This window comes from Stenotrophomonas sp. AGC87 (assembly GCF_057333975.1).
In genome coordinates this window covers 47,262-62,627 of record NZ_JBHFHW010000040.1, presented here as the reverse complement: position 1 = coordinate 62,627, position 15,366 = coordinate 47,262, and the positions used below count along the sequence as shown (strand labels likewise).

The following is a 15,366-nucleotide window of genomic DNA, read 5'->3' as shown; positions in this document are numbered from 1 at the left end:
AACAGGAGAATCGCGATGTCCGGTCATGACAGCCACAGCAACCAGCGCCCCGCCTGGGACACGGTCCTGACCGACATCGTCGATTACGTCCGCGATTACCAGGTCAGCTCGCCGCTGGCGTACACCACCGCGCGGCACTGCTTGATCGATACGCTGGGCTGCGGGTTGGCGGCGCTTTCGTTCCCGGCCTGCAGCAAGCTGCTCGGGCCGCTGGTACCCGGCATGCAGGTGATCAACGGCGCGCGGGTGCCAGGGACGCGCTTCGAGCTTGATCCGGTGCAGGGCGCGTTCAACATCGGCGCGATGATCCGCTGGCTGGATTTCAACGACACCTGGCTGGCGGCGGAGTGGGGACATCCTTCCGATAACCTCGGTGGCATCCTCGCCACCGCCGATTGGCTCAGCCGCAATGCCGAGGCGCTGCGGCGGGCGCCGCTGACCATGCGCGATGTGCTGGAGGCGATGGTCAAGGCGCATGAAATCCAGGGCTGCCTGGCGCTGGAGAACGCCTTCAACCGGGTCGGGCTGGATCATGTGGTGCTGGTCAAGGTCGCCTCCACCGCGGTCGTGTCGCACATGCTTGGCCTGGATCGCGGGCGCATGCTCAATGCGCTTTCGCTGGCCTGGGTGGATGGCCAGTCGCTGCGTACTTACCGGCACGCGCCCAATACCGGCTCGCGCAAGAGCTGGGCGGCCGGTGATGCCACCAGCCGTGCGGTGCGCCTGTCGCTGATGGCCGCGGCAGGGGAGATGGGCTATCCCAGCGCGCTGACCGCGCCGACCTGGGGCTTCTACGATGTCTCCTTCGGCGGGCAGCCGTTCCGCTTCCAGCGGCCGTACGGCAGCTACGTGATGGAGAACGTGCTGTTCAAGATCAGCTATCCGGCCGAGTTCCATGGCCAGACCGCGGTCGAAGCGGCGATGCAGGTGCATGCGCAGATGCGCGCCAGCGGCAAACGCAGCGAAGACATCGCGCAGATCACCCTGCGCACCCAGCAGGCCTGCCTGCGCATCATCGACAAACCCGGTCCGCTGCATAACCCGGCCGACCGTGACCACTGCGTGCAGTACATGGTGGCGATCGGCCTGATCTTCGGCCGGCTGGTTGCCGAGGACTACGAGGATGACGTGGCGGCCGATCCGCGCATCGATCCGCTGCGGGCGAAGATCACCTGCGTGGAAGCGCCGCAGTTCACGGCCGACTACCTGGACCCGGACAAGCGCAGCATCGCCAACGCGCTGCATGTGACCTTCGCCGATGGCAGCACGATGGAGGCCGTGGTCGAGTACCCGCTGGGCCACGCCCGGCGCCGGGCCGAGGGCATCCCGCTGCTGGAGGACAAGTTCCGCCGTCACCTGGCCGGGGTGTTCCCGACCGTGCAGCAGCGCCGGATCCTGGAGGCATCGCTGGACCCGGTCGCGCTGGAAGCGATGCCGGTGCACGAGTACGTGGACCTCTACGTCGCCGGGTAGAGCCGACCGTTGATCGGCTACCGTCCGCCGCCGCCAGCGGCGCACCTGCCCGCCTACCATGACGCTCGCACTGCCAGGGCTCCCCGCCCCCGGACGGGCCGGGACGGCCCGTATACTGGCCGCCTTGTTCAAGGAGTGACGTCATGGCTAGCCGCAGTCGGTTCGGGCAGTGGAGCTGGAAGGGAATCGCGGGCCTGGCGCTGGTCGCCGGCCTGGCCATCGGCGTCGGGGGTTGCAAGCGCAACGACAGCGGCCAGCTGCCCGCACCGTCCGGCGCGCCGATCACGGCCAAGGCCGAGGCGGTCACCGAGTTCACCCTGGTCCGGGCCTACCCGGATCAGAAGAGCGATGGCCTGTCGCTGGCGCTGGAGTTCTCGCGCCCGCTGGTCGGCACCCAGGATTTCGACGCGCTGGTCCGCTTTGCCGAGAAAGTCGGCACCGAGGACAGCAGCTGGTCGCTGTCCGATGACGGCAAGACCCTGCGCTATCCGTTCGTGGAGGCGGCCAAGGAATACTCCCTGATCGTCTCGCCCGACCTGCTCGCTGCCGATGGCAGCCGGATCGGCAAGGAGCTGCGCCAGAAGGTCTTCACCGGCGAGCTCAAGCCGGTGGCCGGGTTCGCCTCCCAGGGCAGCGTGCTGCCGGCCAAGGACAGCCGCGGCCTGCCGGTGGTCTCGGTCAACGTGCCGGAAGTGGACGTGGAGTTCCTGCGCGTGCGCGAGAAGGAACTGCCGAACTTCTTCAGCCAGTACCAGCGCGGCGGCCGCCGCGGCAGCTGGGAGCTGGAGAGCGAGTACGGCGACAAGACGCCGATGTCGCAGTTGGCCGAGCCGGTGTACGTCAACCGCTTCGTGATCGGCGGCAAGCAGAACGAGCGCGTGCTCACCTACCTGCCCACGCAGGACATCAAGGAGCTGCAGCAGCCCGGCCTGTATTTCGCGGTGATGAAGCGCAGCGGCTCGTTTGAAGGCGAGTACGACACCGCCTTCTTCACCGTCAGCGACATCGGCCTGCACACGCGTGCCTACAAGGACAAGCTGTTCGTACATACCGCTTCGCTGCAGAGCGGGGCGTCGCTGAAGAAGATCGAGCTGCGCATCCTCGATGGCAAGGGTGAGGTGGTGCTCAAGGGCGCGACCGACGGCAATGGCAATGCGCTGCTCAACTACACCCTCGATGCCAGCCATGTGCTGATCGCCAGCAGTAGCGGCGATACCTCGATGCTGCCGTTCAACCAGCCCGCGCTGGACCTGAGCGAGTTCGCCGTGGCCGGGCGCGATAACGCCTGGTTCGACGTGTTCACCTGGTCGGGCCGCGATCTGTACCGCCCCGGCGAGACCGTGCGCATTTCCGCGCTGCTGCGCGACAACGATGGCAAGCCGGTGAAGCCGCAGCCCGTCTTCCTGCGCTTGAAGCAGCCCGACGGCAAGACCTTCCGCGAGACCCGCCTGACCCCGGGCGAGCAGGGCTACTTCAGCTTCGAGCAGCTGATTCCGGCCGAGGCCCCGACCGGGCGCTGGCAGGTGGAGTTCCGCACCAACCCGGCCAGCAAGGAAGCGATCCAGGGCATGACCCTGCGCATCGAGGAGTTCCTGCCCGAGCGCATGAAGCTGGACCTGGACAGCGCGCAGAAGACGCTCAAGCCGGGCGAGCCGCTCAAGCTGCAGGCCGATGCGGCGTATCTGTACGGTGCGCCGGCCGACGGCAACCGCTTCACCGCGCGGTTGGCCGTGGCGGCTGAGCAGTCGCCGGTCGAGTCGCTGCCGGGCTACTTCTTCGGCGACCCGACCACCGCGCTGCCGCGTGAGGCGCGCGACGTCATCGATACCGAATTCCCGGCCGACGGCAAGCTGCGCCAGGACGTGGAGCTGCCGGCCGAGGTCAAGCCGACCGCGCCGATCGCCGTGGTGCTCTCCGGCAGTGTGTATGAAACCGGTGGCCGCACCGTGACCCGCACCCTGAAGCGGGTGATGTGGCCGGCCGCGGCGTTGGTGGGTGTACGCCCGCTGTTCGATCCCAAGGACGGCGCCGATGCCAACAGCAATGCGCGTTTCGAACTGATGCGCGTGGATGCGGCGGGCAAGCCGCAGCCGGCCAAGGGCCTGAAGGTCACGCTGGTGCGCGAGCTGCGCGACTACCACTGGACCTTCAACGACAACCGCTGGGATTACGACTTCACCCGCCGCTTCGAGAACAAGGACACCCGCACCGTCGATGCCGGCAGTGCGGCGGTCGGCGTTGATTTCCCGGTGGAGTGGGGCGAGTACCGGTTGGACGTGTTCGACCCGGCCACCGGGCTGACCAGCCGCTACCCCTTCAATGCCGGCTGGAGCTGGAACGACGACAACCGCGGCCTGGATGCACGCCCGGACAAGGTCAAGCTGGCGCTGGACAAGACCGGCTACAAGGCCGGCGATACCGTGCGCGTCACCGTGACCCCGCCGCATGCCGGCAAGGGCGTGCTGATGGTCGAGAGCGACAAGATGCTCTACGTCCAGGATATCGACGCCAAGCCGGGCAGCACCTACGACATTCCGGTCACCGCCGAATGGGAACGTCACGACGTCTACATCACGGCACTGGTGTTCCGTGGCGGCAGTGCCCCGAGCAAGATCACCCCGGCCCGTGCGGTCGGCGTGGTACATGTGCCGATGGACCGCAAGGCGCGGCAGATCGCGGTCGGCCTGGTGGCCCCCAAGCAGATGCGCCCGGAGCAGACGCTGCCGGTCACCGTGAGTGCCCCGCAGCTGGCCGGCAAGGTCGCGCATGTGACCGTCTCGGCCGTGGATGTGGGCATCCTCAACATCACCCGCTTCCCGGTGCCCGATGCTGCCTCGCACTTCTTCGCGCAGCGCCGCCTGGGTGTGGATGCGTATGACATCTACAGCCGCGTGATCGAGAGCTTCGACGGCAGCAGCGGCAAGCTGAAGTTCGGTGGCGACATGGCCCTGGCGGCGATGCCGCAGGCCAAGCGCCCGACCGCGCGCGTGCAGACGGTGGACCTGTTCTCCGGCCCGGTGAAGCTCGATGCCAAGGGCATCGCGCGGATCGCGCTGAAGGTGCCGGATTTCAACGGTACCTTGCGCGTATCGGCGCTGGTCTACGCCGATGACCAGTATGGCAAGCGTGATGTGGAAACCGTAGTGCGCGCGCCGATCCTGGCCGAAGCCAGCATGCCGCGCGTGATGGCGCCCGGGGATACCAGCACGGTCACCTTGGACGTGCAGAACTTCACCGGCACGCCGGGCGAGTTCAAGGTGCAGGTCGATGGCATCGGGCCGCTGACCCTGGGCGAATCCAGCCGCACGCTCAAGCTCAATGCCGATGCGAAGAGCACGCTCAGCTTCCCGCTGACCGCGCGCGAGGGCTACACCGTGGCCAAGGTGCGCGTGCGCGTGGATGGCAACGGCTTCAAGGTCGATCGCCGCTATGACCTGCCGGTGCGCGCGGCGTGGCCGCAGGTGCTGCGCGCACAGACCCGCACGCTGGATCCGCTGGCGGCCGTCACGATGGAAGCCGGCCTGGCCGATGGCCTGATGAACGACTCGGTGACCGCACGCATGCTGGTCAGCGCGCTGCCGCCGATTCCGTTCGCCAGTGCCTTGAACGGCGCGCTCAACTATCCGTATGGCTGCGCCGAGCAGACCACCAGCAAGGGCTACGCCGCGCTGATGCTGGATGAGGCGACCTCGGCCATGCTCGGCGCGGACGGGCTGGATGCCAAGACCCGCCGCGAGCGCATGGAAGGTGCCTTCGGCCGCCTGGCCTCGATGCAGGTGGCCAACGGCAACTTCTCCATGTGGGGCGACGACGGCTACATCAATCCGTGGCTGACGCCGTACATCGCCGAGTTCCTGCTCGACGCCAAGGACGCCGGCTTCGCCGTGCCGGACAACGTGCTGCAGAAGGCGCTGAACCGCCTGAGCGAAGACCTGCTGTCCGGCGGCAACCAGTTCTATGGCGAGGACCGCCGCGAGAACCTGAAATTCGCCAACCAGGCCTATTCGGGCTACGTGCTGGCGCGTGTCAACCGCGCGCCACTGGGTACCCTGCGTGCGCTGTACGACAACGAGCGCAGCAAGTCGCTGACCGGCCTGTCGCTGGTGCACCTGGGCATCGCGCTGTCCCTGCAGGGCGATCACAAGCGCGGCGATGCGGCCATTGCCGCCGGCTTCGCCAAGACAGGCAGTGACCGTCCGGCGTACTTCGGCGATTACGGCAGTGCGGTGCGCGATGACGCGCTGATGATCGCGCTGCTGCACGAGCGCAAGCTGTCCAAGCCGGCCTACGATGCACGTGCGGTCGATCTCGGTCGCGCGCTCGATGCCCGCCGTAACAGTGGCTGGATGTGGCTGAGCACCCAGGAGCAGGTGGCGCTGGCCCGCATGGGCAAGGCGTTGTCGGCCAACCAGACGAAGCTGGTTTCCGGCGAGCTGGTGGTGGGGGGCGAAAGCGAGAGCATCTCGGCACGCCGCATGTTCGGCCGCAGCTTCGACTACGCCGCGCTGGCCAAGGGGGTGCGCTTCACCCCTCAAGGGGAGCCGCCGATGTTCGCCAGCCTGGAAGTGGCCGGCATTCCGCGCAACCCGCCGGAACCGGACAGCCGCACGCTCGGCGTGGAGCGCAGCTGGTACACCACGGATGGCAAGCCGTGGACGCCGCGTCCGCTGAAGGAAGGCGAAGCCCTGATCGTGCGGGTCAGCGTCACCCCGAACGTGGACATGCCCGACGCCCTGCTGACCGATCTGCTGCCGGCCGGGCTGGAGATCGAGAACTTCAACCTCGGCGATGCCAAACAGTGGGCCGATGTGGTGGTCGACGGGTTGAGCGTCAACGATCGTGGCGATGCGGCCAACATCAAGCACGAGGAGTTCCGCGACGACCGCTACGTAGCGGCGCTGAAACTCTCGCGTGGCAGTACTGCCAAGGTGTTCTATCTGGTGCGTGCGGTCACGCCGGGCACGTATCGCGTGCCGCCGCCGCTGGTGGAGGACATGTACCGTCCCGACCTGCGCGGGGTGGGGCGCAGCCTCCCGGCGTCGCTGACCGTGGTGCAGCCCTGATCGCAGGGCGGGCCGTCCCGGTGACGGCCCGCCTGCCTCGCTGCTGAATCGACATGACGTCTCTTTTCTCCAAGCGGTGGTGGGCGTCGGTGCTGCGCGGCGTGCTGCCGTATCTGCGATGGGGCACGGCTGCGCTGCTCACACTGCTGCTGGTGCTGGATCTCGCGTTCCCGCCACCGCTGCCCAGGCAGCGCGACACCAGCACCCTGGTGGTCGCGCGCGATGGCACGCCACTGCGCGCCTTCGCCGATGCCGACGGGGTGTGGCGCTATCCGGCCTCGGCCGACAGCGTGTCGCCGCTGTATCTGCAGGCACTGCTGAACTACGAAGACCGCTGGTTCTGGCGGCATCCGGGCATCAACCCGTGGGGACTGTTGCGGGCCGGCAAGCAATGGCTGTTCGAGCAGCGGATCGTCTCCGGTGGTTCAACGCTGACCATGCAGGTTGCGCGGATCCTCGATCCGCATACGCGCACGCCGTGGGGCAAAGCCAAGCAGCTGCTGCGCGCGGTGCAGCTGGAGCTGCATCTCAGCAAGGCGCAGATCCTTGCGCTGTACCTGGAGCGCGCGCCCTACGGTGGCACCATCGAAGGCGTGGAGGCGGCGAGCTGGGCCTACTTGGGCAAGCCGGCCTCGCAGCTGTCGCATGCGGAAGCCGCGTTGCTGGCGGTGTTGCCACAGTCGCCCAGCCGGTTGCGTCCGGACCGCCATCCGGAAGCGGCGCAGCGTGCGCGCGACAAGGTGCTGGAGCGGATGGTGTCGCTCGGCGTGTGGTCACGCGAGGAGGTCGACGATGCGCGCATCGAGCCGGTGGTCACGCGCGCGCTGCAGCCCCCGCTGCATGCGGCGCTGCTCGCCCAGCGGCTGCGCTCGGCACAGCCGCGGGCGGCGCGGATCGAGAGCACGCTGGATATCGGCCTGCAGCGCACGCTGGAAGAGCGTGTGTCGTCCTACTTTTCGCAGCTGCCCGAGCGCACCTCGGCGGCGTTGCTGGTGGTGGACAACCGAACACTGGAGGCACGTGCCTATGTCGGTTCGGTGGCGTTCGGCGACAAGCAGCGGCTCGGCCATGTGGACATGGTGCAGGCCTGGCGCTCACCGGGCTCCACGCTCAAGCCGTTCCTGTACGGCATGGCGCTGGATGATGGCCTGATCCATTCGGAAAGCCTGATGGTGGATGCGCCGCAGAGCTTCGGTGGTTACCGGCCCGGCAATTTCGATGCGGCCTTCAACGGGCCGGTCAGTGCCGCCACGGCCCTGCGGTTGTCGCTCAACGTGCCGGCGGTGGACCTGCTGGACCGGGTTGGTTCGGCGCGTTTCGCCGCACGCCTGTCGCATGCGGGCATCAATCTGCGCTTTCCGCATGGCAGTGCGCCCAATCTCTCGCTGATCCTTGGCGGCACCGGCGCGCGGCTGGAGGACCTGGTCGGTACCTTCGCCGCGTTCAACCGCAACGGCATCGCCGGGCGCGTGCGTTACACCGCCGAGGATGCGGTGATCGAGCGGCGCCTGATGTCACCGGGCGCGGCCTGGATCACACGCGAGATGCTCGAATCCAATCCGCGCCCGGGCTACGGCGCCGGCACGTTCGATGTCACCGGCCGCCCGCGTGTGGCCTGGAAGACCGGCACCAGCTACGGCTACCGCGATGCCTGGGCGATCGGCACGACGCGCCATTACACGGTAGGTGTGTGGGTGGGGCGCCCGGATGGCACGCCGCTGCCCGGGCAGTACGGTGCGGTGACCGCCCTGCCGCTGATGTTCGAAGTGATCGACAGCCTGCCGCGCCAAGCCGGCGATGCCAGTGCAGCGCCGATGCCGGCAAGCGTGGCGCAGGCCGATATCTGCTGGCCAACCGGCGGCTTGGCTGAGCAGACCGCAGGGCCCCTGTGCCAACGCCGGATGCCGGCCTTCGTGCTGGACGGGGTCGTGCCGCCGACCTTCGCTGAACGCGAGGCGCGGCTGTGGCAGCCGGGTCTGCAGCGGTTCCAGGTGGATGCAGGTACGGGGCTGCGGCTGTCGCCGGACTGCAGCCGACCGCATGCGGCGGAGCCGCGTGAGATCGCGCGCTGGCCGGCGCTGTTGTCGCCGTGGTTGCCACAGGCCCAGCGCCAGGCCTCGCAGTTGCCTGCGCTGTCACCGGACTGCAGCGACGATGGGCGCGAGAGTGCCGGGACCCTGCATATCGAAGGGCTCAACGACCGCGCCACCCTCGCACGCGCCCCGAATGCCAAGCGCGGCGTTCGCCTGCAACTGCGTGCACTGGGCAATGAAACGACAGTGGATTGGCTGCTGGATGACCGCTGGATTGCCCGCACTGAAGGCGCGCGACTGTTCCAGCGCGACTTTGATGAAGTCGGTGAGCACACGCTGACCGCGCTGGCCGCCGATGGTGCGTGGACGCAGGTGCGGTTCCGGATCCTGCGCTGACAGTTTGCTGCGCGGAGTGCGATGGTGCCGGCCAGCGGCCGGCACTACCTGTGCGCCTCGCGCCGGCCAGCGGCTGGCACTACCTGGGCGCCTGGCGCCGGCCAGCGGCCGGCATTACTCCCCGATCCAGCCGTCCAGCAGGTCGGCGAATTCGTCGGCGTGTTCCTCTTCCTGCGCCAGTATCTCTTCGAGGATGCGCTTGGTCGTGGTGTCCTTGTCGCCCACGAAATTGATCATCTCGCGGTAGCTGTCGATCGCGATGCGCTCGGCGATCAGGTTCTCGCGGACCATGTCGCGCAGGTCGCTGCCTTCCTTGTACTCGGCATGCGAGCGCGCGCTAAGCGTGTCCGGATTAAGGTCCGGCTCCCCGCCCAGCTGTACGATGCGCTCGGCCAGCTTGCCGGCGTGCGCCTGTTCCTGCTGTGCGTGTTCCAGGAACTCGGCCTTGATCGAATCGGCGAGCATGCCCTTGGCCATGAAGTAATGGCGGTAGTAGCGCAGCACGCAGACGTACTCGGTGGCGAGCGCATCGTTGAGCAGTTTGATCACCGCTTTGCGGTCGGCGCTGTAGCTGTCGGTGATCGCGCCATCTTCGATGTCCTTGCGGGCCTTCGCACGCAGGGTGGCGGTGTCGCTGATGCCCGGCGGGCGGGTGTTGCCCGGGGTGGCGTTCTGGGTGTTCTTGGCTGGCTTTGACATGGCTGGCCGGGTTCCTCTGTTGCGTGGGTCTAGCGGGGGAGATGCTCCAGCACGTACTGCGCCGAAGACACGTCGAATTTTCCGGGTTCCTCGATGAAGGTCTCGCGCACGACACCGTCTTCGACGTACAGCGCGAAGCGGCGCGAGCGGATGCCCATGCCCGAGCTGCTGGCATCCATTTCCAGGCCCAGCGCACGGGTGAACTCACCATTGCCGTCAGACAGCAGCTGCAGGCCATCGGGCACCTGCTGGCTTTCGCCCCAGGCCTTCATCACGAACGGATCGTTGACCGCCATGCAGAACACCTCGATCCCGCGGTGGCGGAATTCGGGGAAGTGCTCGATGAAGCCGGGCAGGTGCCGGGCCGAGCAGGTCGGGGTGAACGCGCCGGGCACGCCGAACAGCACCGCTTTGCGCGAATCGAACAGGGCATGGGTATCGATGGTCTCCATGCCCTCGCGGATGCGCTTGAGGGTGACTTCGGGAATGCGGTCGCCAACGTGGATGGTCATGCGGACTCCTTGGACACAGGCAGGGTAGTGAGGGGCATGGGATGGCCATGTGAAAACATTGAAAAGCCGCCGTGCAGACCCATCTGTAGCGGGAAAGGCGGGCCACGGGGGCAGCGTAGCCATTCGGGATGTCCGCCGCATTGCGCAGGATCATTCGCGCCCGGCGTCACGGTGGGCCGGTCCGCAGCGGCTAGAATTGCGCGGACGGCGCCCGCCCACGCGGGCGGCCGAACTTAGTCGAGGTGTTTGGATGGAATTCAAGGATTACTACGCCACGCTCGGGGTGGAACCCACCGCGGGCGATGCTGAGATCAAGACCGCTTACCGCCGGCTGGCGCGCAAGTACCACCCGGATGTGAGCAAGGAAGCCGGGGCCGAGGACAAATTCAAGGCGGTCAACGAGGCTTACGAGGCGCTGCGCGATCCGCAGAAGCGCGCGGCCTATGACCAGCTCAAGGCGCAGGGCTACCGGCCCGGCGAGGAGTTCCATACCCCGCCGAACTACGGCGGTGGCCAGGGCTATGACTTCGAAGAGGTGTTCGGGGGCGGCGCCGGTGGCGGCGGCTTCAGCGATTTCTTCGAGAGCCTGTTCGCGCGCCAGCGCGGTAGTGGCGGTGGTGGCCGCGCCAGTGGCTTCGGCGGCGCCAGCCAGGGCCCGCAGCCGACCCGCGACACCCGCGCCAAGCTGTCGGTGCCGCTGGAAGCGGCCTATCAGGGCGACAGCCTGCGCATCAACGTGGGCGGCAAGCAGCTGGATGTGCGCGTGCCCAAGGGCATCCGCCCGGGCCAGGTGATCCGGCTGACCGGGCAGGGCACCGGTGGCGGCAACCTGCTGCTGGAAGTGGAATACGCCGAGCACCCGCAGTTCGAGGTGGATGGCCGCAACATTCTGTACACCCTGCAGGTGACCCCGTGGCAGGCCGCGCTGGGCACCAGCATCAGCGTGCCGACCCTGGGCGGAGCGGTGGAGCTGAAGGTGCCGGCCGAGTCCGATGCCGGCCGCAAGCTGCGCCTGCGTGGCCGCGGGCTGCCGGGCAACCCGGATGGCGATCAGATCGTGGAGCTGGAGATCATTGCGCCGGCGCCCACCGATGAGGCGCAGAAGAAAGCGTACAAGGCGCTGGCCAAGGCATTCGGCGAGAAGGTGTGATGCAGGTGGTGGTGCGCCGATGCAGCGGCGTACCGACCCGGTAGCCGTCGCGGCAGGAGCCGCCCGGTGGTGGGCTCAACCGGCCGTGGGCTTACGCGACCGGCGGTTCCTGGTGGCTGAAAACGCGCTCCAGCACTTCGGACAGTTCGTCTTCTGAAAACGGCTTGGTGATGTAGGCCTTGGCGCCCTGGCGCATGCCCCACATGCGGTCGGTGTCCTGGTCCTTGGTGGTCACCAGGATCACCGGGATGTGCTTGGTCGAGGCGTCGCGTGCCAGCGTGCGGGTCGCCTGGAAGCCATTGAGGTTGGGCATGACCACGTCCATCAGCACCAGATCGGGCAGCTCGGCCTTGGCCGTTTCCACCCCGGCGGCGCCATCGGTGGCGGTCAGGATCTCGTGCCCGAGTTTTTCGACGATCCGCTGTATCCCCAACAGCTGCGACGGTGAATCGTCGACGATCAGAATGCGTGCCATGGTGTTCCCCGTGTGATGCCCGCAGTGTAGTGCGGGCCTCGCACCGTCGTGAAGCGCCGGGCGTGCCGTCTGTCGCCCGGCTGCCACGCTCAGTCGATTCGTACCACCGTGCGGCCGTGGTTGCCGCCGGCAAGCAGGGTGTCGAACGCCGCGGGCAGGCCATCCAGCCCGACCTCGCCGGTGCAGATCGTCTCCAGATGCGCCGGCTTCCACGCGCCGCCCAGCTTTTCCCAGACCGCTTCGCGCAGATCACGCGGTGCGCTGGAGGATGAAACGCCCAGCAGCGACACCCCGCGGATGATGAAAGGCATCACCGTCATCTCCAGCGTGGGGCTGGCGGCGAGACCGGCACTGACCACCGAACCGTAGGGCACGGTCTGCGCCAGCAGGCTGGTCAGCATCGCGCCGCCGGCGTTGTCCAGGCCACCGCCGAAGCGGGCCGATTCCATCGGCCGTGTGGTTGCCAGCACCTCGCGCGGCAGGACCTCGCGGGCCCCAAGACTGTGCAGATAGCCAGCCTGGTCGGCCTTGCCGCTGATCGCATGCACCTCGAAACCGGCCCGGGTGAAGATATCCACCGCCAGCGAGCCGACCCCGCCGGTGGCCCCGGTCACGGCCAGCGGCCCGTGGGCGGGGGTCTGCCGGTTGTCCAGCATCCGCACCAGGGCCAGCGCAGCGGTGAAGCCGGCCGTGCCCAGGATCATCGCCTCACGCGGGGTCAGTCCCGTCGGCTGCGGGATCACCGCGCTGGCGGCCAGGCGCACATAGGGGCTGTAGCCGCCATCGCGGGTCTCGCTCAGTCCGCACCCGGTGGCCAGCACCGCATCGCCCTCGCGGTAGGCCGGATCGGTCGAGGCGACCACGGTGCCAGCCACGTCGATACCGCCGACCAGCGGGAAGCGCCGCAGGATCTTGCCCTTGCCGGTGCCGGCCAACGCATCTTTATAGTTGACCGAGGACCAGTGCGCGCGGATCACCACCTCGCCCGGGTTGAGCTGGTCCAGGCCGATCGGTTCCAGCCCGGCGTGGTAGCCGGTATCGTCCTGGTGGATGCGGAAAGCGTTGAACCGGTCGGGAATTGCCATGAAGATGCCTGACGGGGGAAAACACCACCTTACCCGCTGCGGTTATGAATCGTTCCCCGAGATGCGTGACCCCTTCCAATCCTGTCGATCTGCCCCATCTAGTAGAATCGACAGCGATTTAACGTTTTAACGGTTGACGGTGCGGGAGTGGCCCGCAGGCAACCTTACCTTGATGGAGCGTGCATGGCCTGGAATACACCCGGCGGCAACAAGGGCGGACAAGGCCCCGACGAGAATCGACGTGGGCCGTTCGGTCCTCGCGGTGGCGGCAATGGCGGCGGTTGGGGCGGTTTGCCCGGTCCGCTGAAAGACCTGTTCGATGGCGGCATCCTGCGGTGGGTTGCAGTGGCTGCGGTGTTGCTGCTGCTGTTCTCCAGCTTCCAGCTGATCGGCGAACAGCAACGCGGCGTCGTGCTGCGCTTCGGTCAATTCCATCGCATCCTGCAGCCTGGCCCGAACTTCAAGCTGCCCTGGCCGCTGGAATCGGTGACCAAGGTCAATGCCACCGAGATCAAGACGTTCAGCAGCCAGGTGCCGGTCCTGACCCGCGACGAGAACATCGTCAACGTCTCGCTCAACGTCCAGTACCGCATCGACGATCCGCGCCTGTATCTGTTCGGCTCGGTCGATGCCGACCAGGTGCTGGAACAGACCGCGCAGAGCGCGGTGCGTGAGCAGGTCGGTCGTGCCGACCTCAACAACGTGCTGAACAACCGTGGCCCGCTGGCCGTGGCCGCCGAAGAGCGCCTGCAGGCCTCGCTCGGCAGCTACCGCACGGGTCTGTCGGTGACCGGCCTGACCCTGCCCGATGCCCGCCCGCCCGAGGAGGTCAAGCCGGCCTTCGATGAGGTCAACGGTGCCCAGCAGGTCAAGGAGCGTCTGATCAACGAAGCCCAGGCTTACGCCGCCAAGGTGGTCCCGGAAGCGCGCGGCCAGGCCTCACGGGCCCGTACCACCGCCGAAGGCTACAAGCAGGCCGTGGTCGCCAAGGCCGAGGGTGATGCCGAGCGCTTCAGCCTGCTGCAGGTCCAGTACAAGGACGCCCCGGAAGTCACGCGCAAGCGCCTGTGGCTGGAAACGGTGCAGAAGGTGCTCTCGGAGAACCGCAAGATCATCGGTGGCGATGGCCGCCAGCTGATCTACGTGCCGATGCCGGGCGACAACCGCACCAGCACCAATGCCGCTCCGGCGGTGACCCCGGAAGTCATGCTGCCGTCGCTGCCTGCCAGCACGGCCGTGGATGGCGTTCGCAATGCGGAGCGTCCGACGACGCGCCCGACCGGTCGTGAGGAGGGCAGCCGATGAGAAGTTCACTGTGGATTGGTCTGGCAGTAGCGGTCCTGCTCGGCCTGCTGGGTTCGGTCTACGTGGTCCGTGAGGACCAGACCGCGATGGTGCTGAACCTGGGCAAGGTGGTCCGTGCGGACATCAAGCCGGGCCTGCACTTCAAGGTGCCGCTGGTGGAAACGGTGCGCGTGTTCGATCGCCGTTTCCAGGTGCTCGATACCGCCCCGGCGCGTTACTTCACCGCCGAGCAGAAGGACGTCAGCGTCGACTTCTTCGCCATCGGTTACATCTCCGACGTGCGCGCGTACTTCCGTGCGACCGGCGGCGATGCCCGCGTGGCCAATGCCCGTCTGGCCCCGATCATCACCGACTCCCTGCGCAACCAGATCAACTCGCGTTCGTTGCAGCAGCTGGTGTCCGGAGATCGCAGCGAACTGATCGCCAACCAGCTGACCGGCATCAACGAGTCGGTCAAGGCGCTCGGCATGCAGATCATCGACCTGCGCATCAAGCAGATCGACCTGCCGACCGACAGCCAGGTGATCAACGATGTGTACGAGCGCATGCGTGCCCAGCGTAAGCAGGAAGCGGCCAAGCTGCGCGCCGAGGGTGAAGAGCAGTCGCTGACCATCCGTGCCCAGGCCGACCGCGAGAGCACCGTGATCGTGGCCGAAGCCGAGCGCGACGCCCAGCAGCTGCGCGGTGCCGGCGATGCCGATGCCGCCCGCATCTACGGCAAGGCCGGCTCGGCCGACCCGTCGTTCTACGCCTTCTACCGCAGCCTGGAGGCCTACCGTGGCTCCATGACCGACGGTAACGGCGTGATCGTGCTCGACAAGAACGACCCGTTCCTGCAGTACCTCAAGAGCGATCGCTGAGGCCGCAGGCGGTAGTCATCCACGGGGACCCGGTGCAGACCGGGTCCCCGTTTTGTTTGTGGAGATGTCATGAAAGATCTGTTCTCGGCCCTGTGCCTGGTCGCCGTGCTCGAAGGCCTGTTCCTGTTCGCCGCCCCGTTGGCCTGGAAGCGGATGGCCGAGCAGCTGCTGATGCTGCGCAGCAGCGCCCTGCGGACCTGGGGCGGGGTGATCCTGCTGGCCGGCCTGACCACCCTGTGGTGGCTGAAGCACTGAGCGGGTTACCGCCATGCGCTGGTTGGTAGTGGCGGGGGGGGGGGGGGGGGGGGGGGGGGG

The 15,366-nt window shown here is 67.4% G+C and carries 11 protein-coding genes; 7 read left to right on the top strand and 4 right to left on the bottom strand.

Annotated elements, in window-relative coordinates; genetic code table 11:
- The first annotated feature begins 15 nt into the window (after positions 1–15).
- The 3 genes from ACE026_RS16365 (at position 16) to pbpC (ending at position 8,965) form a co-directional block, all read left to right on the top strand.
- On the top strand, positions 16–1,473 hold the full coding sequence (locus ACE026_RS16365; protein WP_486039916.1) for a bifunctional 2-methylcitrate dehydratase/aconitate hydratase: 1,458 nt from the start codon (positions 16–18) through the stop codon (positions 1,471–1,473).
- Positions 1,474–1,616: 143 nt separating this feature from the next.
- Positions 1,617–6,536, top strand: a complete 4,920-nt coding sequence (locus ACE026_RS16360) for an alpha-2-macroglobulin family protein (RefSeq protein ID WP_486039915.1) — start codon at positions 1,617–1,619, stop codon at positions 6,534–6,536.
- A 53-nt stretch (positions 6,537–6,589) separates the two neighbouring features.
- On the top strand, positions 6,590–8,965 hold the full coding sequence (gene pbpC / locus ACE026_RS16355) for a penicillin-binding protein 1C (protein WP_486039914.1): 2,376 nt from the start codon (positions 6,590–6,592) through the stop codon (positions 8,963–8,965).
- Positions 8,966–9,079: 114 nt separating this feature from the next.
- On the opposite strand, the gene ACE026_RS16350 is transcribed toward pbpC, so the two are convergent.
- Positions 9,080–9,664 (bottom strand): ferritin-like domain-containing protein, encoded by a 585-nt coding sequence (locus ACE026_RS16350; RefSeq protein WP_486039913.1) that lies wholly within the window; start codon positions 9,662–9,664, stop codon positions 9,080–9,082.
- Positions 9,665–9,693: 29 nt separating this feature from the next.
- Positions 9,694–10,176: a redoxin family protein gene (locus tag ACE026_RS16345; protein WP_482999382.1), complete on the bottom strand. Its 483-nt coding sequence runs from the start codon at positions 10,174–10,176 to the stop codon at positions 9,694–9,696.
- A 250-nt stretch (positions 10,177–10,426) separates the two neighbouring features.
- On the opposite strand from ACE026_RS16345, the gene ACE026_RS16340 reads away from it, so the two are divergent.
- Positions 10,427–11,326 (top strand): DnaJ C-terminal domain-containing protein, encoded by a 900-nt coding sequence (locus tag ACE026_RS16340; RefSeq protein ID WP_486039911.1) that lies wholly within the window; start codon positions 10,427–10,429, stop codon positions 11,324–11,326.
- Positions 11,327–11,417: 91 nt separating this feature from the next.
- Here ACE026_RS16340 and pilH read toward each other — a convergent pair whose 3' ends face one another.
- On the bottom strand, positions 11,418–11,801 hold the full coding sequence (gene pilH / locus ACE026_RS16335; RefSeq protein WP_486039910.1) for a twitching motility response regulator PilH: 384 nt from the start codon (positions 11,799–11,801) through the stop codon (positions 11,418–11,420).
- A gap of 89 nt (positions 11,802–11,890) precedes the next feature.
- Positions 11,891–12,886 carry a YhdH/YhfP family quinone oxidoreductase gene (locus tag ACE026_RS16330; RefSeq protein ID WP_486039908.1) on the bottom strand — a complete coding sequence of 332 codons (996 nt, stop codon included), beginning with the start codon at positions 12,884–12,886 and terminating at the stop codon, positions 11,891–11,893.
- A 183-nt stretch (positions 12,887–13,069) separates the two neighbouring features.
- Here ACE026_RS16330 and hflK point away from each other — a divergent pair, with 183 nt between their 5' ends.
- The 3 genes from hflK (at position 13,070) to ACE026_RS16315 (ending at position 15,306) form a co-directional block, all read left to right on the top strand.
- Positions 13,070–14,191 carry an FtsH protease activity modulator HflK gene (gene hflK, locus ACE026_RS16325; protein ID WP_259259501.1) on the top strand — a complete coding sequence of 374 codons (1,122 nt, stop codon included), beginning with the start codon at positions 13,070–13,072 and terminating at the stop codon, positions 14,189–14,191.
- Complete coding sequence (hflC, locus tag ACE026_RS16320; RefSeq protein ID WP_019186091.1) at positions 14,188–15,051, top strand: protease modulator HflC; 864 nt, start codon at positions 14,188–14,190, stop codon at positions 15,049–15,051. Before hflK ends, hflC begins: the two co-directional genes overlap by 4 nt.
- Positions 15,052–15,120: 69 nt before the next feature.
- Positions 15,121–15,306, top strand: coding sequence for a DUF2065 domain-containing protein (locus ACE026_RS16315; protein WP_121038863.1), 186 nt, complete (start codon positions 15,121–15,123; stop codon positions 15,304–15,306).
- Positions 15,307–15,366 lie beyond the last annotated feature (60 nt).